Source organism: Flavobacterium sp. Arc3 (assembly GCF_041431375.1).
Taxonomy (GTDB): domain Bacteria; phylum Bacteroidota; class Bacteroidia; order Flavobacteriales; family Flavobacteriaceae; genus Flavobacterium.
Genome location: NZ_JASMRI010000010.1, coordinates 21,337 through 39,600 on the forward strand (window position 1 = coordinate 21,337; position 18,264 = coordinate 39,600).

17 protein-coding genes are annotated in these 18,264 nt (G+C 35.1%); 13 read left to right on the forward strand and 4 right to left on the reverse strand.

What is annotated here, in order from left to right:
* Positions 1-68 precede the first annotated feature (68 nt).
* From QO200_RS08910 to QO200_RS08945, 8 genes are all read left to right on the forward strand, one after another.
* Positions 69-641 (forward strand): nucleotide exchange factor GrpE, encoded by a 573-nt coding sequence (locus tag QO200_RS08910; protein ID WP_371538832.1) that lies wholly within the window; start codon positions 69-71, stop codon positions 639-641.
* Between the two features lie 57 nt (positions 642-698).
* Positions 699-1,823, forward strand: coding sequence for a molecular chaperone DnaJ (gene dnaJ / locus QO200_RS08915; RefSeq protein WP_371538834.1), 1,125 nt, complete (start codon positions 699-701; stop codon positions 1,821-1,823).
* A gap of 128 nt (positions 1,824-1,951) precedes the next feature.
* A complete protein-coding gene (locus tag QO200_RS08920) occupies positions 1,952-2,875 on the forward strand; it encodes an ABC transporter ATP-binding protein (RefSeq protein ID WP_371538836.1) in 924 nt (307 codons plus the stop codon).
* Between the two features lie 68 nt (positions 2,876-2,943).
* Positions 2,944-4,260, forward strand: a complete 1,317-nt coding sequence (locus tag QO200_RS08925; protein ID WP_371538838.1) for an ABC transporter permease — start codon at positions 2,944-2,946, stop codon at positions 4,258-4,260.
* Positions 4,261-4,335: 75 nt separating this feature from the next.
* The gene (locus QO200_RS08930) at positions 4,336-5,499 is read left to right on the forward strand and encodes a sigma-54-dependent transcriptional regulator (RefSeq protein WP_371538840.1); all 1,164 of its coding nucleotides are present in this window, start codon (positions 4,336-4,338) and stop codon (positions 5,497-5,499) included.
* Positions 5,500-5,571: 72 nt separating this feature from the next.
* Positions 5,572-6,225: a DEAD/DEAH box helicase gene (locus QO200_RS08935; protein ID WP_371538843.1), complete on the forward strand. Its 654-nt coding sequence runs from the start codon at positions 5,572-5,574 to the stop codon at positions 6,223-6,225.
* 16 nt (positions 6,226-6,241) lie between these two features.
* The gene (locus QO200_RS08940) at positions 6,242-6,460 is read left to right on the forward strand and encodes a DUF2007 domain-containing protein (RefSeq protein ID WP_091431049.1); all 219 of its coding nucleotides are present in this window, start codon (positions 6,242-6,244) and stop codon (positions 6,458-6,460) included.
* 99 nt (positions 6,461-6,559) lie between these two features.
* A complete protein-coding gene (locus QO200_RS08945; protein ID WP_371538847.1) occupies positions 6,560-7,357 on the forward strand; it encodes a Cof-type HAD-IIB family hydrolase in 798 nt (265 codons plus the stop codon).
* A gap of 5 nt (positions 7,358-7,362) precedes the next feature.
* Here QO200_RS08945 and QO200_RS08950 read toward each other — a convergent pair whose 3' ends face one another.
* On the reverse strand, positions 7,363-7,947 hold the full coding sequence (locus QO200_RS08950) for a hypothetical protein (protein WP_371538849.1): 585 nt from the start codon (positions 7,945-7,947) through the stop codon (positions 7,363-7,365).
* A 7-nt stretch (positions 7,948-7,954) separates the two neighbouring features.
* Entirely contained in the window at positions 7,955-9,571 is a 1,617-nt protein-coding gene (locus tag QO200_RS08955) for an ABC transporter substrate-binding protein (RefSeq protein ID WP_371538852.1), read from the reverse strand.
* Positions 9,572-9,658: 87 nt separating this feature from the next.
* On the opposite strand from QO200_RS08955, the gene mtaB reads away from it, so the two are divergent.
* Positions 9,659-10,987: a tRNA (N(6)-L-threonylcarbamoyladenosine(37)-C(2))-methylthiotransferase MtaB gene (gene mtaB / locus QO200_RS08960; protein WP_371538855.1), complete on the forward strand. Its 1,329-nt coding sequence runs from the start codon at positions 9,659-9,661 to the stop codon at positions 10,985-10,987.
* Positions 10,988-11,113: 126 nt separating this feature from the next.
* Here the strand turns inward: mtaB and QO200_RS08965 are convergent, their stop codons facing one another.
* Positions 11,114-11,830 carry a 3-ketoacyl-ACP reductase gene (locus tag QO200_RS08965; protein ID WP_371538858.1) on the reverse strand — a complete coding sequence of 239 codons (717 nt, stop codon included), beginning with the start codon at positions 11,828-11,830 and terminating at the stop codon, positions 11,114-11,116.
* A gap of 186 nt (positions 11,831-12,016) precedes the next feature.
* Between QO200_RS08965 and QO200_RS08970 the strand changes: the two genes are divergently transcribed.
* Positions 12,017-12,886 carry a L,D-transpeptidase gene (locus QO200_RS08970; protein WP_371538861.1) on the forward strand — a complete coding sequence of 290 codons (870 nt, stop codon included), beginning with the start codon at positions 12,017-12,019 and terminating at the stop codon, positions 12,884-12,886.
* A gap of 11 nt (positions 12,887-12,897) precedes the next feature.
* Here the strand turns inward: QO200_RS08970 and QO200_RS08975 are convergent, their stop codons facing one another.
* Positions 12,898-13,734, reverse strand: coding sequence for a hypothetical protein (locus tag QO200_RS08975; RefSeq protein ID WP_371538863.1), 837 nt, complete (start codon positions 13,732-13,734; stop codon positions 12,898-12,900).
* Between the two features lie 182 nt (positions 13,735-13,916).
* On the opposite strand from QO200_RS08975, the gene QO200_RS08980 reads away from it, so the two are divergent.
* The 3 genes from QO200_RS08980 (at position 13,917) to QO200_RS08990 (ending at position 18,227) form a co-directional block, all read left to right on the forward strand.
* Positions 13,917-14,798 (forward strand): PPK2 family polyphosphate kinase, encoded by an 882-nt coding sequence (locus QO200_RS08980; RefSeq protein WP_371538867.1) that lies wholly within the window; start codon positions 13,917-13,919, stop codon positions 14,796-14,798.
* Positions 14,799-14,927: 129 nt separating this feature from the next.
* On the forward strand, positions 14,928-16,370 hold the full coding sequence (locus QO200_RS08985) for a hypothetical protein (RefSeq protein WP_371538869.1): 1,443 nt from the start codon (positions 14,928-14,930) through the stop codon (positions 16,368-16,370).
* Positions 16,371-16,463: 93 nt separating this feature from the next.
* Positions 16,464-18,227 carry a cytochrome-c peroxidase gene (locus tag QO200_RS08990; protein WP_371538871.1) on the forward strand — a complete coding sequence of 588 codons (1,764 nt, stop codon included), beginning with the start codon at positions 16,464-16,466 and terminating at the stop codon, positions 18,225-18,227.
* Positions 18,228-18,264 lie beyond the last annotated feature (37 nt).

Consider the following 18,264-nt stretch of genomic DNA (forward strand, 5'->3'; position numbering starts at 1 on the left):
AAAGAATGACAATTTGACATTTAGTGAGAATTGGCAGTACTTTTGCAATTCAAAGAAAAGTGTAAAAAATGAAGTTTAAGAATATTTTTAAAAATACGGGTAATATGACTACTGAAAATACAGAAATCGATAAAGAGATGGATGATGTAACATTAGATAACAATGCGGCTGAAGAGCAAATTGTTGCTGATGAGTTAAGTGTTGAAGAGCGATTGACGCAAGACTTAGCGAAAGAAAAAGATAAATATTTACGATTATTTGCAGAATTTGAAAATTATAAAAGACGAACTTCAAAAGAACGTATTGACTTGTATAAGACAGCAAATCAAGAAGTTATTTTAGCTATGTTGCCTGTTTTAGATGATTTTGACAGAGCGATGGTCGAAATAGGTAAATCAGATGACCAATTACTTATGAAAGGGGTAGAACTTATTCATGAAAAATTGAAAAGCACTCTAGTTTCAAAAGGATTAGAACAAGTAGAAGTTAAAGCTGGAGATGCATTTGATGCTGATTTTGCTGAAGCAATAACACAAATTCCTGCTCCTAAGATGAAAGGGAAAATTGTAGATGTACTTGAAAAAGGATATAAATTAGGGGATAAAATTATTCGATTTCCTAAAGTTGTTATAGGACAATAATGTAGACAAGTGTAAACGCAATTATTTGCGTCAATACTTTCACAAGAAAAAATAAAAATGAAAAAAGATTTTTACGAGATATTAGGCATTTCAAAAGGTGCTGATGCAGCAGCGATAAAGAAAGCTTACAGAAAAAAAGCATTAGAGCATCATCCTGACAAAAACCCTGGAGACAAATCGGCAGAAGAAAAGTTCAAAGTAGCTGCTGAAGCGTATGAAGTTTTAAGCGATCCGAACAAAAAAGCAAAATACGATCAATATGGTCATCAAGCTTTTGATGGTTCAGGAGGTTTTGGCGGAGGCGGAGGTCATGCTGGAATGAATATGGATGATATCTTCAGTCAATTTGGTGATATTTTCGGTAGCGCCTTTGGTGGTGGTGGCGGATTTGGCGGCGGCGGCGGAGGCCAACGCAGAACTAAAGGAAGCAATTTACGAATCAAAGTAAAATTGACATTAGAAGAAATTGCAAATGGTGTTGAGAAAAAAGTAAAAGTAAAACGTAAAGTTCAGGCGCCAGGTGTGTCTTATAAAACATGTTCTACCTGTAATGGACAAGGACAAGTAATGCGTGTTACTAATACAATCCTAGGAAGAATGCAATCAGCATCTACCTGTCCTACCTGTGGTGGATCAGGTCAGATTCTAGATAAAAAACCTTCAGAGGCAGATTCTCAAGGGATGATTGTTGAAGATGAAACAGTTTCTATTAAAATTCCTGCGGGTGTAGTTGATGGAATGCAGTTGAAAGTTTCTAATAAAGGAAACGATGCTCCAGGAAACAGTGTTCCAGGTGATTTGATTGTAGCTATCGAAGAATTAGAGCATGAATTTTTGAAGCGTGAAGGAGAGAACTTGCATTATGATTTATACATCAGTTTTCCAGAAGCGGTTCTTGGAGTTTCCAAAGATATTGAAGCTATAAATGGAAAAGTTAGAATCAAACTAGAAGAAGGAATTCAATCTGGTAAGATTCTTAGACTTAAAGGAAAAGGTATTCCAAATATAAATGGCTACGCAAGTGGAGATTTATTAGTTCATGTAAATGTATGGACTCCTAAAACGATAAGTAAAGAGCAAAAGTTATTTTTTGAAAATAATATTAGTGATGAACATTTTATTCCAAATCCTGAAAAATCAGATAAATCATTTTTCGAGAAAGTAAAAGATATGTTCTCTTAATTTTTATAAAGGTTAAAAATTAAATATAAGTTTCCCATCCTTGTGAAAATAAGGGTGGGTTTTTTTATGTAACAATTATATCTATTTCGATACTAATTATTTACTTTTACACAAATTCAAATTTCAGCATGAGTACTCTACTTGAAGTCAATAAAGTCGTAAAACAATATGGCGATTACGTGGCGCTTAACGAAGTTTCATTATCAGTTCCTAAAGGCAGTATTTATGGACTCTTAGGTCCAAATGGTGCAGGAAAAACATCCTTAATCCGAATCATAAATCAAATTACGTTGCCTGATAGTGGTGAGATCATCCTTGATGGTGAAAAACTGCAGCCCAAACACGTACAATATATAGGCTATCTTCCGGAGGAAAGAGGGCTGTATACTAGTATGAAAGTAGGGGAGCAATGTTTGTATTTGGCTCAAATGAAAGGACTGTCAAAAGCAGAAGCCAAAAAGCAATTAGAATATTGGTTTGATAGATTAGGAATTCAAGGTTGGTGGAATAAAAAAATTCAAGAGCTTTCTAAAGGAATGGCTCAAAAAATTCAATTTGTCGTTTGTGTGTTGCACAAACCTAAATTGTTGATTTTTGACGAACCTTTTTCTGGTTTTGATCCTGTTAATGCTAATGTGATTAAAGATGAAATTCTAGCATTGCGAGAAGAGGGTGCTACGATTATATTTTCTACACATCGTATGGAAAGTGTGGAAGAACTGTGTGACCATATAGCACTAATCCACAAATCAAATAAACTGATTGAAGGAAAGTTAGACGATGTGAAAAGACAATTCAAAACTAATAGTTTTGAGGTGGGTATTGTATCTGATAATGTCGAAGGTCTGATGTATGATATCACTCAAAAATTTACTGTAGCTCCAGCGAATTTTAAATCATTGGGCAAAGAATTGAAACTTGAAATCCAATTGGGGAATGCCAAGCCAAATGAATTGCTACAGGTTTTGACGCAAAGGGGGCAAGTGACTCATTTTGTCGAAAAAATTCCAAGTGTCAATGATATCTTTATTCAAACGGTAAGCGAAAAGTAAATAATTTTTAATGTTATAGTTTTAGATTTCTGAAATCTAAAATCGTTAATCATAAATCATAAATCTAAATGAGTATTATTTCATTAATCATAAAAAGAGAGTTTGTTGCCAAAGTGCGTAATAAATCTTTTATTGTTATGACCTTTTTAAGTCCGTTGCTATTTGTGGGTATTGCCGCATTTGTGGGATATTTAAGTTCGATGAAAGCAGAAACGAAGCGAATTGCAATTCATGATGAATCAGGTTTGTTTGTCAAAGAGTTTTTAAAACAAAACAATCCAAAAAGTGAATACAGATACCTTGATTTATCTTTAATTGATGCGAAATTCCTGAAGGATAGTATCACTAATCTAAATTATGAGGGTTTGTTGTTGATTCCGAATACCGCTAATGTTACCGATTTAGAAAATAGAATAAAATTTATATCTAACAGTAGCCCTAGTATTTCGTTTATTGAAAAGGTTCAGGATATCGTTGCTAACAAAATCACTAAAACGAATCTGGAAAAAGCAAATTTAGATACTTTAGCGATTAAAAATGCCCAGTCAAAGGTCAATATAAGCTTGGCGAAAGCCTCAGGAGAGCAAAGTATAAAAGGCCTTAATGAAATAAAAATTGCTATTGGTGGTGGATTTGGTTACCTGATTATGATGTTTATTATCATTTATGGTAATATGGTGATGCGAAGTGTGATAGAAGAAAAAACAAATCGTATTATTGAAATAATCATCTCCTCGGTGAAACCGTTTCAGCTGATGATTGGTAAAATTATCGGAACCTCATTGGCCGGGATTCTGCAGTTTGTTATATGGGCTGTAATAGGGCTTTCACTTATGTTTGCCGCTTCTGTATTTTTTGGCGTTAATGTGGGGCCAACAGCAAGAGTTTCCCCAGAATTAATGGATCAGGCACAGCATCAATTGTCTGGTACCGCACAAATGTATATCAAGGAGTTGTGGAGTTTGCCAATAGCTAGTATATTGATCGGTTTTGTAGTTTATTTCATAGGCGGGTACTTTTTATATAGTTCTTTTTATGCTGCAATTGGTGCTGCTGTTGACAATCAGACCGATTCTCAACAATTCCTTTTGCCTATAATAATGCCTCTAATGCTTAGTGTTTATGTTGGTTTTTTTAGTGTAATGAATGATCCGCACGGTACTTTAGCAATTGTTTTTTCTATGATTCCGCTTACATCGCCTATTGTTATGCTAATGCGAATTCCGTTTGGCGTACCTTTGTGGCAAATTGTCATTTCTGTAAGCCTATTATTTGCGACCTTCTTTTCAGTGGTATGGTTTGCAGCAAAAATATATCGTGTGGGAATCCTGATGTATGGAAAGAAACCGACATGGAAGGAATTGTACAAATGGCTTAAATATTAAAGTTTACTTGGTTGCTTGTTACTTCGTTTAGTTGGAAGAATTGCAGGAAGCCAAATACTAATAATAAAAATAGATATGAGTAAAATATTAATCATAGAAGACGAAGCCGCGATCCGAAGAGTACTTAGTAAAATACTTTCTGAAGAGAACGATACCTATCAGGTTGAAGATGCAGAAGATGGTGTGGCTGGATATGAAAAAATAAAAAATAACGACTACGATCTAGTTTTGTGCGATATAAAGATGCCAAAAATGGATGGTGTTGAATTGCTTGAAGCAGTTAAAAAAATTAAACCAGAAATTCCAATTGTTATGATCTCTGGTCATGGTGATATGGAAACGGCTATAAATACAATGCGATTAGGTGCCTTTGATTATATCTCAAAACCACCAGATTTAAACCGACTATTAAATACGGTTAGAAACGCATTAGATAAAAAACAACTTGTAGCTGAGAATAAGATTTTAAGAAAGAAAGTCAGCAAGAACTACGAAATGATTGGCGAAAGTGAAGCAATAGGTCACATAAAAGTGATGATTGATAAAGTAGCCCAAACAGATGCGCGTGTACTTATAACGGGACCAAATGGAACTGGTAAGGAATTAGTGGCGCATCAGTTGCATGAAAAAAGTGAACGTGCTAATTTTCCTTTAATCGAAGTAAATTGTGCTGCGATTCCTTCTGAATTGATAGAAAGTGAATTGTTTGGACACGTAAAAGGAGCGTTTACATCAGCAGTAAAAGATCGAGCGGGGAAATTTGAAGCTGCCGATAAAGGAACTATTTTCTTGGATGAAATTGGTGATATGAGTCTTTCGGCTCAAGCCAAAGTTTTACGAGCATTACAAGAAAGTGTAATTACAAGAGTAGGAGCAGATAAAGATATTAAAGTGGATGTTCGTGTAATGGCGGCTACCAATAAAGATTTGAAAATAGAGATTGCCGAAGGCCGTTTCCGTGAGGATTTATACCATAGACTGGCTGTAATCTTAATCAAAGTGCCTTCATTGAATGAAAGACGCGAAGATATTCCGATGTTGATTTCTCATTTTGCAAACAAGATCGCTTCTGAGCAAGGTAATGTAATGAAGAAGTTTTCCGGAGATGCTGTGAAGTTACTTCAGGAATACGACTGGACCGGAAATATTCGGGAATTGCGTAATGTCGTGGAACGTTTGATCATCCTTGGAGGAAGTGAGATTTCTGAAAATGATGTGAAGCTGTTTGCCAGTAAATAAAAATAATTTAATGATTAAAAAACAGAGATTGGGATTCAATTTTGATGTTTTTTACTCTTTCAATCATACCAAATGAAATTAAAGAAAATAAACGAAAAGTTACGAGAAGGATTAGTTGATAACGGTTTAACCGAAGCCAATACTTTGCAAAAAGAAACTTTTTCTACTTTGAAAAGTGGAGCAGATTGTATAATTATCGCACCAAAAGGAAGCGGAAAATCGACTACTATTGTGATCAATGTGATCCAACAGTTAGTTTGTGAGGGGGAGCAATCGCCTCGTGCTTTGATTATCGTTGAAGATAAAGCAAAGGTCTTAGAAATGGAAGCTATCTTTGAAAAATTTGAAAGGTATACTGATTTGGTGGTTTACGGAGTTCACGATAGAGGTGATATGGAATATGATAAAAATTATATTTCTGGTGGTGTTGATGTATTAATTGGGACGCCAATTAAGTTGAATGAAATGTTTACGACTGCAGGTTTTAATGTGAACAGATTGAAAATGTTTATTATTGATGACGCAGATCCTATATTGAAATTACGTCATGAAACTAAACTGATGCGTATGTCTAATAGTATCAATAAAACACAACGGATTATCTTTGCAGACCGACTTTCAGAGCGAATAGAAAGTCTTGCTGATAAAATGATGGTAGAGCCTTATCTATTTGAAATTGAAGAAGGCGAAGAAGAGGATGAGGAAGAAGAAGAGGATACAAAATAACATAAAATAAATTACCATGGGATTAATGAAAGTGTTTTCAGGAAGTGAAATATTAGCATTGGCTTTAAAAGAAAAAATCGAAGCAATTGGCGTAGATGTAGTGAAGAAAGACAATATCCAGTCAGCAAGATTGGCAGGTTTTGGAAGTTCAGGATCGGCTGTTGAGCTTTTTGTTCAGGAAACTGAGTATGGCAAAGTGAGCCCTGTGATTGAAGAATTTAGACTTAGTATTTAATACTTGTCTGTTGCTTTAAATATAGAACCCTTGATGCTTTTCTTTGCATCAGGGTTTTCTTTTTAAAACTAGATTCGAATTATAAATTATAAAGAATATATGAAATACAAAATGTTGGTTTTAGACATGGATGATACCTTGTTGACAGATGACCATAAAATTTCGGAAGAGAATAAAGAAATGCTTTCAAGAGCACAGGAGCTAGGTGTTTATGTGATTCTGGCATCAGGGAGACCAACTCCTGCAATGACTGCTTATGCCAAAGAGTTGAAGTTGGATAATTCCTATATGATATCTTATAACGGAGCAGTAATTTCTGATTTAAAAGAGGACAAAGTAATTTTTGAACAAACCTTGACCCAGGAACAAATACACGAGTTGTATGATTATAGTCTAAAAAGCAAAACCCACATCATTACATATCTTGATGGTAAAGTAGTGAGTGAAACAAATTCAGAGTATATAGACATTGAGCTAAATATTACAGGATTAGTACACAATAAAGTGTTGGACTTTAAAGCGGCTGTTAATTCATCGGCTGTGAAATGTATTTTACTGGAAGAACCAAGTTATTTGAAAGAAGTTGAAAAGGACTTGAAACTAGCCATGCCTCATTTGAGCGTGAGTATGTCAAAGCCTTTTTTCCTCGAAGTGGCACAAAATGGTATAGACAAAGCCGCAAGCATAAAGATATTAGCAGAGAAACTGGGTATTCACCAAAGCGAAATCATCGCTGTAGGAAATGCAGGAAATGATTTGACAATGATAGAATATGCTGGACTTGGTGTTTGGGTCGATAACGTAACCCCTGAATTAAGAGGCAGAGCAAATGTTATTGTCGCGTCAAATAATGATCATGGTGTTGCTGAGGTAGTACGTAGATTTATTTTGAATTAGAGATTTTATTTCTTTTTCTTAGGTGGTTTGCAACTTTTACAAAAATCAGGATAGCTCTCAATTTGTTTTAAGACTTCGGTATGCAGCGCAGCAAGTTTTGTTGTATCAGTACCCATATTAGTATTTTTTGCTGCCATGCCATGCTCTTCGGTATATTCCTTTTGTATTTGGTCGTATAGGACTTTTAAAAAACTAATGTCAGAAAAAGTTCCTTTCTGCTCGTAGATTTCTTTGCGCAATTTACGAGCATAGAGTTCAGACAAGTCAAATTCATAACGAGCAAAATCCAGTAGTTTGTTAGCTGTAATAGCATCGGGAGCAATTACAGATCCTGCATCCCGTTGGAAAGAGCAGTTTACTTTAGAGTTGAAATTTTTGGTAAACATAAACTCTATATTACTCATCATGAATCCAAAATCAAGGCTTGAAGCAGTATGGATGCTACTGATGGTAACCCCACTTCCAATTTGTGTAGCTTGTGATTGAAAATCTGATAATTGCAGTTGGTATATACCGTCCCATTCAATACTATTTTGAGCATTTGCAGTTAGGACGTGAAAAAAAATAAAGAATATAATAGCTTTTTTCATTTGTTTATTACGATTTAGGGATGTTCTTTTTTACTTTTTTCAAACTCAACAAATTCAACGGATTAATTCCTAAGCCGCTCACCTCTTTTCTGGTGAATCTGGCTACTTTGTCATAGAAGAGTGGGATTATTGGTGCTTGATCAATAATAATTTTGTCCATTTTTTGGTATAAAACATAACGTTTTTGGTCGTCAGTTTCCTTGAATGCCTGTTCGTATAAACGATCAAATTCCTCGTTTTTAAAATGGGTATAGTTTGGCCCATTTGGAGAGAAATTTTTGCTGTAAAAAAGGGATAAATAATTCTCGGCATCGGGATAATCAGCAATCCAACTCGCTCTGAAAAAAGAAACTTTTCCAGTAGAAATAGCTTGGCGCAACGTAGAAGGAGGACTAATATCTACTTGAACGTCAAGCCCAATTTTTTGCCACTCCCTCTGTAAAAATTCTCCAATGTCTACATAAGAAGCATTAGTACTTAATTGAATTACGGGGTTTTTATCTCCAGTAGCTTTCTTGTATTCAGTCACTAACTTTTTTGCTTTTTCGATATCATAGCTGTATCCTTTAGCGTTATTAAAACTGGGTAAACCCGCAGGAATAATCCCGTTTACTGCTGGCGTTCCCATGTTATTTCGCAAATAAGTAATCATTTTTTGGCGGTCGAAACCGTAATTCATGGCTTGGCGAATACGCAAGTCTAATACAGCTTTGTCGTCGCCGTCCATTCTAAACCCAAGGTACTCTGTATTAAGATAGGGCCCAGTAATTAGGTTGATCTCATTTTTGTATTTGGGTTGTAGCTCTCCTGTTTGTGTCAGAATATCATCTTTGTAGGAAGGATCAAGACCTGAGGTGAAATCTAATTTACCTTGTATGAATTGTAGAAATCCACTTTGCTTGTCTGGTAAAAAAGTAATGGCAACGGCTTCCAGATAAGGCAGCGCATTTCCCTCTTCGTCTTTTTCGTAAAATAAAGGGTTTTTTCTTAAGACCAGTTTTACGTTTTCTTCCCATAATTTCAATTGGAAAGGGCCAGTTCCTATTGGATGTGAACGAAAATCGCTTCCATAATAGGATACAACTTCTTTTGGAACTACTGATGCATATTTCATCGTCATTAACCCCAGGAAAGCAGGAAAAGGTTTGATTAGTTTGATTTCAAAAACACTGTCGTTTTTTGCTTTGAAGCTGTCTACGTTTTGTAGAACCCAACCACCAGGAGAAGCGACTTTCTCGTCTAATAATCGGTTTAAGCTGTATTCAAAATCGGAGGCCGTTACAGTTCTAGTGCTGTCTTTACCAAATAAAATGTGTTTTTGGAAATAGATATCATTTCGCAATGTAAAAGTATAGGTTTTTGCATCGGGAGAAATAGTCCATGATTTGGCAATATCGGGTTGGATATTTAATTTTTCATCCAGTTGAAGCAAACCATTGAAAATGTGGTTGCAAGCCCATATATTCGATTGAACTTTTGAGAAAGCGGGGTCAAGAGAAGTAATATTAGAACTTTCATTGTAGCGAAAAACAAGATGATCTTTATTTTCTGTACTGTCTTTTCCACAGGAAAGAAATGTTAATACAATACAAAGCGTTGATATATAGTGAATTATTGATTTCATTTTAAAGAATATTGTACGTAAATTTGCAAACTCTTTTTACAAAGATGTAAATATAATAAGTTACTACTAAAAACGTAGTTTATCCCTATGGAAAACAGAAAAAAAGTTGCCTTTTATACGCTTGGTTGCAAACTGAATTTTTCAGAAACCTCTACGATTGCGAGAAATTTTGAAGATGAAGGTTTTGATCGTGTTGACTTTGAAGAAGTCGCTGATATGTACGTAATCAATACGTGCTCCGTTACTGAAAATGCGGACAAGCAGTTCAAGCAAGTGGTCAAGAAAGCAATGAAGCTCAATAATAAAGCCTTTGTAGCCGCTGTGGGTTGTTATGCACAGTTGAAACCGGAAGATTTAGCTGCAGTTGATGGAGTTGATTTGGTTCTTGGAGCTACAGAAAAATTTAAAATTACTGATTATATCAATGATTTGTCCAAAAATGATTTCGGCGAAGTACATTCTTGCGAGATAGCTGATGCTGATTTTTATGTGGGCAGTTACTCGATAGGTGACAGAACCCGTGCTTTCTTGAAAGTGCAGGATGGCTGTGATTATAAATGTACCTATTGCACGATTCCGCTTGCCAGAGGGATTTCCAGAAGTGACGAATTGAATAATGTTTTGAAAAATGCTTACGAAATTTCGCAGCAGAATATCAAAGAAATTGTTCTTACTGGAGTAAATATTGGAGATTACGGAAAAGGGGAATTTGGAAACAAAAAACATGAGCACACGTTCTTAGAACTAGTTCAGGAATTAGACAAAGTAGAAGGGATAGAGCGTTTGCGAATTTCTTCAATTGAGCCTAATTTATTGAAAAATGAAACTATAGAATTTGTTTCGAAAAGTAGAACTTTTGTGCCTCATTTTCATATTCCGTTGCAATCTGGAAGTAATGCTATTCTCAAATTGATGAAGCGTCGTTACCAACGTGAAATATATACTGAAAGAGTAAATAAGATTAGGGAAGTGATGCCTCATGCTTGCATTGGCGTGGACGTGATTGTTGGTTTTCCTGGTGAAACTGATGAGCATTTCTTAGAAACGTATCGCTACTTGAATGAAATGGATATTTCTTATTTGCATGTTTTCAAGTATTCTGAACGTGATAATACGGAAGCAGCAGAAATGGGTGGAGTTGTGCCTGAAAATGTACGGGTAAAAAGAAGTAAAATGATGCGTGGATTATCGGTTAAGAAACGCCGTTCTTTCTATGAAAGCCAGTTGGGAAGCACGAGGACAGTTCTTTTTGAAAGTGAAAATAAAGAGGGTTACATTCATGGTTTTACAGAAAACTATGTAAAAGTAAAAACGCCTTGGAATCCAGAATTAGTGAATACGTTGCATGAAATTAACTTGACTACAATTGATAGTGATGGTAGCGTTAGAATGGAATTTGTAGCGGTTGAGGCCTAAGTATTTTAAAATAATTATAATTTAAACTATTAAGAGATTAAGAAAATTAAGGTAAAACTTAATGAACTTAATCTCTTAATGGTTTTTTTATTTAAGTCAAAGTCTTTTTGACCTTTGTATAAGTTATTATGGGTTTGTTGACCAAATTCCTGCGTCTTTAATAAATACGCGTCGGTTTAATTTTAACTGAGCAACGATTAATTCAGCTACATCCTCAGCTTGCATTACGTTTTCAGGGTTTCCGTCAGTTAATTTTAAATCTTTAGCCATTTCGGTAGCCACTGTACTTGGGGTTAAAGCCGTAACACGAATGTTGTGTTTGCGAACTTCCTGCATTAACGATTCAGTTAGACCTAAAAGGGCAAATTTAGAAGCACTGTAGGCACTAGTCAATGCATTTCCTTTCAATCCTGCAGTAGAAGAAATATTTATGATGTCTCCAGTTTGTCTTTCGATCATATTAGGTAAAACCGCGCGGGTTATATAATAAGTTCCCATTAAATTCACCTGAATGATGCGCTCCCATGTTTTAGGTTCTAATTCTAAAAACTTACCAAAAGCGGCAATTCCTGCACTATTGATTAATATGTCAATGGTTTTAAATTTATCTAAAGCTTCTGCTACTGCTGTATCTACCGAACTCATATCAGCGACATCAACTGTAACTGCTAATGATTTCACACCTAATTTATTTACTTCATCAGCTACCTCGTCTAAATCAGATTGGGTGCGTGACATTAAAATTACATTCACGCCTTCTTTTGCCAATGCGATAGCGATTGCTTTACCAATTCCTTTTCCTGCACCTGTGATTAGTGCATTTTTGTTTTTTAAGTCAATCATTGTGTTCAAATTTTAGTTTGTTATCAGCAAAGTTAAGCCATTCTATTTTTTTAATGGCAGAACAGAAAGTAAATAAAAAGTTAATTTCTAAGGGGACGAAAATATTTAAATTTGATAAATTATTCAAATAATTATGTAACACTTAAACTGCTGAAATTGGTGAGTTTTGTAGTATAAATAATAACTATGAAAAAATTAACCCTTCTTTTTAATATTAGTGTCATGATTCTTTTTGTCTCATGCAAACAACAAGCTCAAACTGAGGTAGAAACTGTTGAAAGCGATCCAATAATTAAACGAGTAGAACCAAAAAGTGTTTCTTATCATTTAGAAAACACGAAACAGTGGTTGGCTGCACATGATAAAGATGCTAAAATGCTTCGAATAGCTTATGCTATTAACCGAACCGATGCAACCAACTTGAAGCAAAGGGATTCGATTATAATTCCAGGGGATATGAGCGGAGATGTTGAATTCTATCTTCCATTCCCAATGACTGTTTCGTACTTAAAAGACGTAAAGAAAATCATCTTTTTTTCTTATCCCACACAAACATTTGCTGCTTATGAAAAAGGGCAATTGATTTATGCCGGACCCACTAATATGGGGAGTGAAAAGCACAAAACACCAACTGGGCTCTTTTTTACCAATTGGAAAGCAGAGGAAACAACAAGTACATTTGATGATGAGTGGGATTTACGTTGGAATTTTAACGTAGAGAATAAATTAGGTGTGGGATGGCATCAATATAGCTTACCGGGTTATCCGGCGTCTCATTCTTGTTTGAGACTTCAGGAGACGGATGCTAAATACTTATATGATTGGGCTGATGAATGGCAATTAGCCGATCCAGAAACCGTTAAAGTAAAAGGGACTCCTGTGATTGTTTTTGGTAGTTATGATTTTGGTGCACCTAGACCATGGCTACAATTAGTTACTGATCCAAAGGCGTTAGCTATTTCAGAAAGTGAAATTGAGAAACAAACATCACCTTTTTTAAGTGAAATTCTAAAAGAACAGAAAAACCGAGACGCAGTTCAGTCTTCTAAAAAATAAAAAATGTCTCGTTATTTCAGGTCCACACTTAGTTTGTAAATCTTACTTTCTAAGACAGCTGTGTCTGTATCCTCACAAATTAAAAACTGGATTTGGTTCTTGGTTTTTGAAAATAAGGTTAGCCCTTCAAATTTATTTGTTGGGCTAATTTTTTTTGTAAAATCTATCTTCATGGTCTCTAAATCAATGCGACCAAGGGTGCTTCCCATAATTTCTCCATCATCATAAGTAGAGGAAGTGTTTTCGGCTGTAGCTAAGAAATAAATTTTATCGTCAACGAGAATGGCATCAGTAAAGCTGGTACGAACGCCTTTTATTTTGGGCAATTTGTACTCGTTAGAAATTAAGCTAAATTCTTCATTTAGTTTTTTAGCGTGCAAAGTATAAATGACATTCTTATTATTGCTTCCATTGGCACGGTTAAAGAAATACCAATTTTCGCCATCATAAATAGCGCCTTCTAAATTAAAATCTTCCGGTTTGATTTTCCCAAAACTCTGCATGACTGCATACAAATCAACCAAATTATTAGTAGTGGCTTTTTTTCTTGTTTTTAAATCAAATTGGATCATTGTATTCCTTTTTTCGGTGGATCCTGAACCAAAGATATAAAGCGTGTCTTGAAAATGTGTGATGGATTCAAAGTCGGGTTTGTCCTTTTTAGGAATGTTCTCGCTCGGGTTTTGCAACAGCGGATATTTGTTAAGGCTAGTGTCAGTAATGTTGTATTCGTATAAAAAGCCACTGTTGTCTCCTATTAAGTAAAGAGAATTGCCTTGAAAAAAAAGGCCTGAGGCAGAACCGATACCGATAATCGTTGTGAATAATTCTAATGTAAATTTTTTCATAGTTTGAAGTTGAAACCGAAAAGCCCTAGCCCAGATAGCAGCGAAAATCCTATTGTGCCAGTCCCGACACTTCGGGGCGGTACAATAGATTATAGCGGATAGCTGGAAAAAGCTTCAAAAAATCATCAAGACTAATCCTGATTTTTTGTTATATTTGAGAAAGTAAAGATAAAATATTTCTTATGAAGTCTATTGATCCCGATGATTTTAAAGTGACAGGTAAAATTGATTTGTCTAAAATTCCTACGAACCTATACAACAAAGCCAGTGATGATGATAAGGAGGAGAAATTAGATAAGGTGCAAGAGAAGTTGAGTGCGTTGCAGGATGTGATGTATGCGCATAATCGTTATGGCGTTTTGATTTGTCTACAAGGAATGGATACTTCTGGAAAGGATAGTTTGATTAGGGAAGTATTTAAGGAATTCAACCCGCGTGGAGTAGAGGTTTATAGTTTTAAAACGCCAAATTCGACAGAGCTGGAACATGATTATTTATGGAGGCATTATCTTGCTTTGCCTGAAAAAGGGAAATTTGCCGTTTTTAACAGAACGCATTACGAGAATGTTTTAGTGACGCGTGTGCATCCTGAATATATATTGAACGAAAATTTACCAGGCATTGAGAAAGTCGAAGATATTACGCCTCAGTTTTGGGAAAACAGAATGGAGCAAATCAATAATTTTGAAAAGCATATTACTCAAAACGGAACAATTGTAATGAAGTTTTACTTCCATATGAGTAAGGAGGAGCAGCGTCAACGCTTGTTGAGAAGACTGGAAGAAGAGGAACACCACTGGAAATTCTCGCCAGGGGATTTAAAAGAGCGTGAACACTGGGATGAATATATGCAATATTATCAGGAGGCGATTAATAAAACGGCTACTGAAAATGCGCCTTGGTATATTATTCCTTCTGACGATAAGGATATGGCTCGATATATAGTTGCCAAAATTATCTGGGAAGAAATGCAGAAACATACAGATATAAAAGAGCCGGAATTAGATGATAAGGTAAAAGCTAATTTTCAGATGTATAAAGATATGCTGAAGAAAGAAAAGTAAGTTTTTGAGTGTTAAGTTAATGTTTTTAAATATTGGAAAACGGACAAAACATTTATGTTTTAGTAATGTTTTGTTGGTTTCCTATTAAAGTATGGGCTGTTTCTTTGCTTCGAACAAAAAAACAACCAAATGAAAAAAATTATTCTTCCATTACTATTATTAACATCATTATTATCTTGTAATGATGACGCAACGGCTACAAAAACTGACGTTGTATTAGCAAGTCAATCCGTAACTCCAGTTTTATTAAAAAAACAAGCGGGATTTGAAAATTTAGAATTGTTCTCTTTAATTACTTCAGATGATGTTTTACCAGCGAGTCCAAATTTCGTTTTTGGAGGGTCAGCTGATGGATCAGGTTTACTGAAAAATGCTGATGGGACTTTTACTTTTTTAGTAAATAACGAAGATAACTTTTCAGTTTCAAGAATTACACTTGACAAAACTTTCAAGCCTGTAAAAGGGGAGTACTTATTGAATTCTAATGGGGGAACTTGGAGATTGTGTGGTGCCACTATGGCAACTCCTGCAGAACACGGTTTTGGCCCATTGTATTTAACTTGTGGAGAGTCTGGTCAAGAATCACGTACCCATGGGCTAGATCCTTATGCTGACGCAGGAACAAATAGTGTCTCAAAAGAATTAGCAGGTTTAGGACGTTTAAGTGCTGAAAACGCTTTGCCACTAAGAGCAACTGCATTTGCTGGTAAAACGGTGGTAGTTATAGGTGATGACGATTCAGGAACTTATGGAGGTCAATTATTTATGTATGTTTCAAATACTGTAGGAGATCTAGCAAATGGATCATTATACATGATGAAAAGAAATGATGACAACCAAAGAGAAAAAGATATGGTTACTAATCAAAGTTATGGAGTTTCATTTGTGAAAATTGATAATCACACTACTTTAACAGGAGCGCAAATTAATGCTTCAGTGAATACATTGAAAGCCATAAAATTTGGTAGAGTTGAAGACTTAGATTATCGCAAAGGAGGAAAGGATGCTGATCGCGAATTGTATTTTAATGTTACAGGACAAAATATTTCAGGGACTAATGCTGATGCTTCCAGAACTAAATACGGAAGAGTTTACAAATTAAATTTAGATGCCAAAGACCCTTTAAAAGGAACGTTAGAAGTTGTTCTTGACGGAGATAACCGTACAGGAATAGCGGGTAAGTTTCAAAACCCAGATAATATATGTGTTACTAAAAACTATGTATATGTTCAAGAAGATGCTAATGGGTATGGAGATGAAACTCATGATGGTTATATCTACCAATACAATATTGCTACTAAACAATTAAAAGTAGTTTTTGAATTGGATCACCGTCGTACTGCAGCTGATGCGGCAAAGTATAATGTAGGTGGTACTTCAAGTTTTGGAGATTGGGAATATGGTGCATTAATAGATGTTTCAGAGCAATTAGGAATCGATGACACCTTTTTATTAAGTGTTCAACCACATACTTGGACAGGTGATAAATACAAAGGAGTTGATGGAGGAACAGGTCGTCCTAATGAAAATCAAGCTAGCCAGATATTATTAATCAAAGGATTAGCCAGATAATTACTTAATATACTAAAATTTATAAAGCCTACAGTTTCTTAATTGGAACTGGGGCTTTTGGCTTTCAAAATTATCTCTAGTTGTTTTATTATTATGAAAAAATATTTTCCCTTATTCCTATTATTTGTTTTATTCTCTTGTCAGAAAAAAGAAAAATCACAAGAAATAAAAGACTTGTATAAAATAGACATTCAGCACGTACTACAAGAAGTTGAAAAGTTGCAAATAGCAGTAATTGCAAATGAAAGTGAGCAGCAGTTGCAGCAGCAATTTTTAAAAGCGCATGAGCAGTATAAAACTATTGAATTATTGAGCGAGTATTATTTTCCGTCAGTTACTAAGGCTGTAAATGGGCCTGCAATTCCTGAATTTGAGGAAAATGACGGAAAGCTGATTGCACCAGAAGGGTTTCAGGTAATCGAAGAGTTAGTGTTTCCTGTTTATGAGCGACAATCAAAAGAAGAGCTTTTAAAACAAATAGGAATTCTTACTGCAAATTTAAAGCGTATTCAAAAAATAGCAGATACAAATACATTAACCGATGCGCATATTTTTGATGCAATGCGTTTAGAAGTTTTTAGAATTGTGACCTTAGGAATTACTGGTTTTGACTCACCTATTGCCAAAAATTCTATTCCGGAAGTTATTCCGGCTCTACAAGCTATCCAGCGTTATTTTAAGGTTTATGCTCATAATAATGAGGAAGTATCATTAGTTTTAAAAACGATAGATAGCGGCATCAATTCATTAAAGGAGAATACAAATTTTGACAGTTTTGACCGTGCTTCCTTTATCTTGAACACTGCTAATCCATTAAGTAGAAGTTTGTATCAGGCTCAGATGAAGTTAGGTATTCCTGTTTTTAAAGAAGTAAGAGGTTTACGAACAACTGCTCAAACACTGTTTGATAAAAATGCTTTTGATCCTGAAGCTTTCTCAGGTTTTCCGGATTATAAAACAACCCCAGAAAAAATAGCCTTAGGGGAATTGTTGTTTAATGATTCTATTTTATCAGGAGATAACAGCAGGTCTTGTACTTCTTGCCATCATGCTGATCAAGCATTTACTGACGGAATGGAAAAAGCAGTTTCATTTGACGGCAAAACAGTGGTAAAAAGAAATACTCCAACCCTTAGAAATATCGCTTTTCAGCGTACTTTTTTTGCAGATTCAAAAGTTAATTATCTTGAGGACCAAGCCATAGCAGTAATTACAAATAAAGAAGAAATGCATGGGGATATGGAAGAGTCTGCAGTAAAAATTAAAACAAATAAAGAGTATGTTAAGCACTTTAAAAAGGCTTTTCCCAATAAAGAAATTAATGCTTTTACTATAAAAAATGCTTTAGGTTCTTACATACGATCACTAAGTAATTATGATGCTAAGTTTGACGGTTATATGCGTGGAGAACTTTTATTTACCCCTGATGAGAAGGCTGGTTTTAATATTTTTGCCGGAAAGGGTAAATGTGCAAGTTGCCATTTTATTCCTTTGACTAACGGAACCGTACCACCACATTTTGATCGGTCAGAAAGTGAAGTGTTAGGCGTGCCAGATAAAAACAATAAGTTAGATAGCGATTTAGGTAAATATAGGGTTACAAAAGCAAGCATACATAAATACTCGTTTAAAACACCAACATTAAGAAACATAACATTGACAGCGCCATACATGCATAACGGAGTATTTAAAACACTAGACGAAGTAGTTGATTTTTATAACGAAGCAGGAGGAGAGGGACTTGGTTTTAATCTTGATAATCAGACATTGCCAATAGATAAATTAAGTTTAACAGACTTAGAGAAAAAACAGCTTGTTGCTTTTATGAAGACGCTTTCTGACCGCGATAGTAATTAATAATAGTTTTCATAAAAATCTAAAACAAAAAAAATGC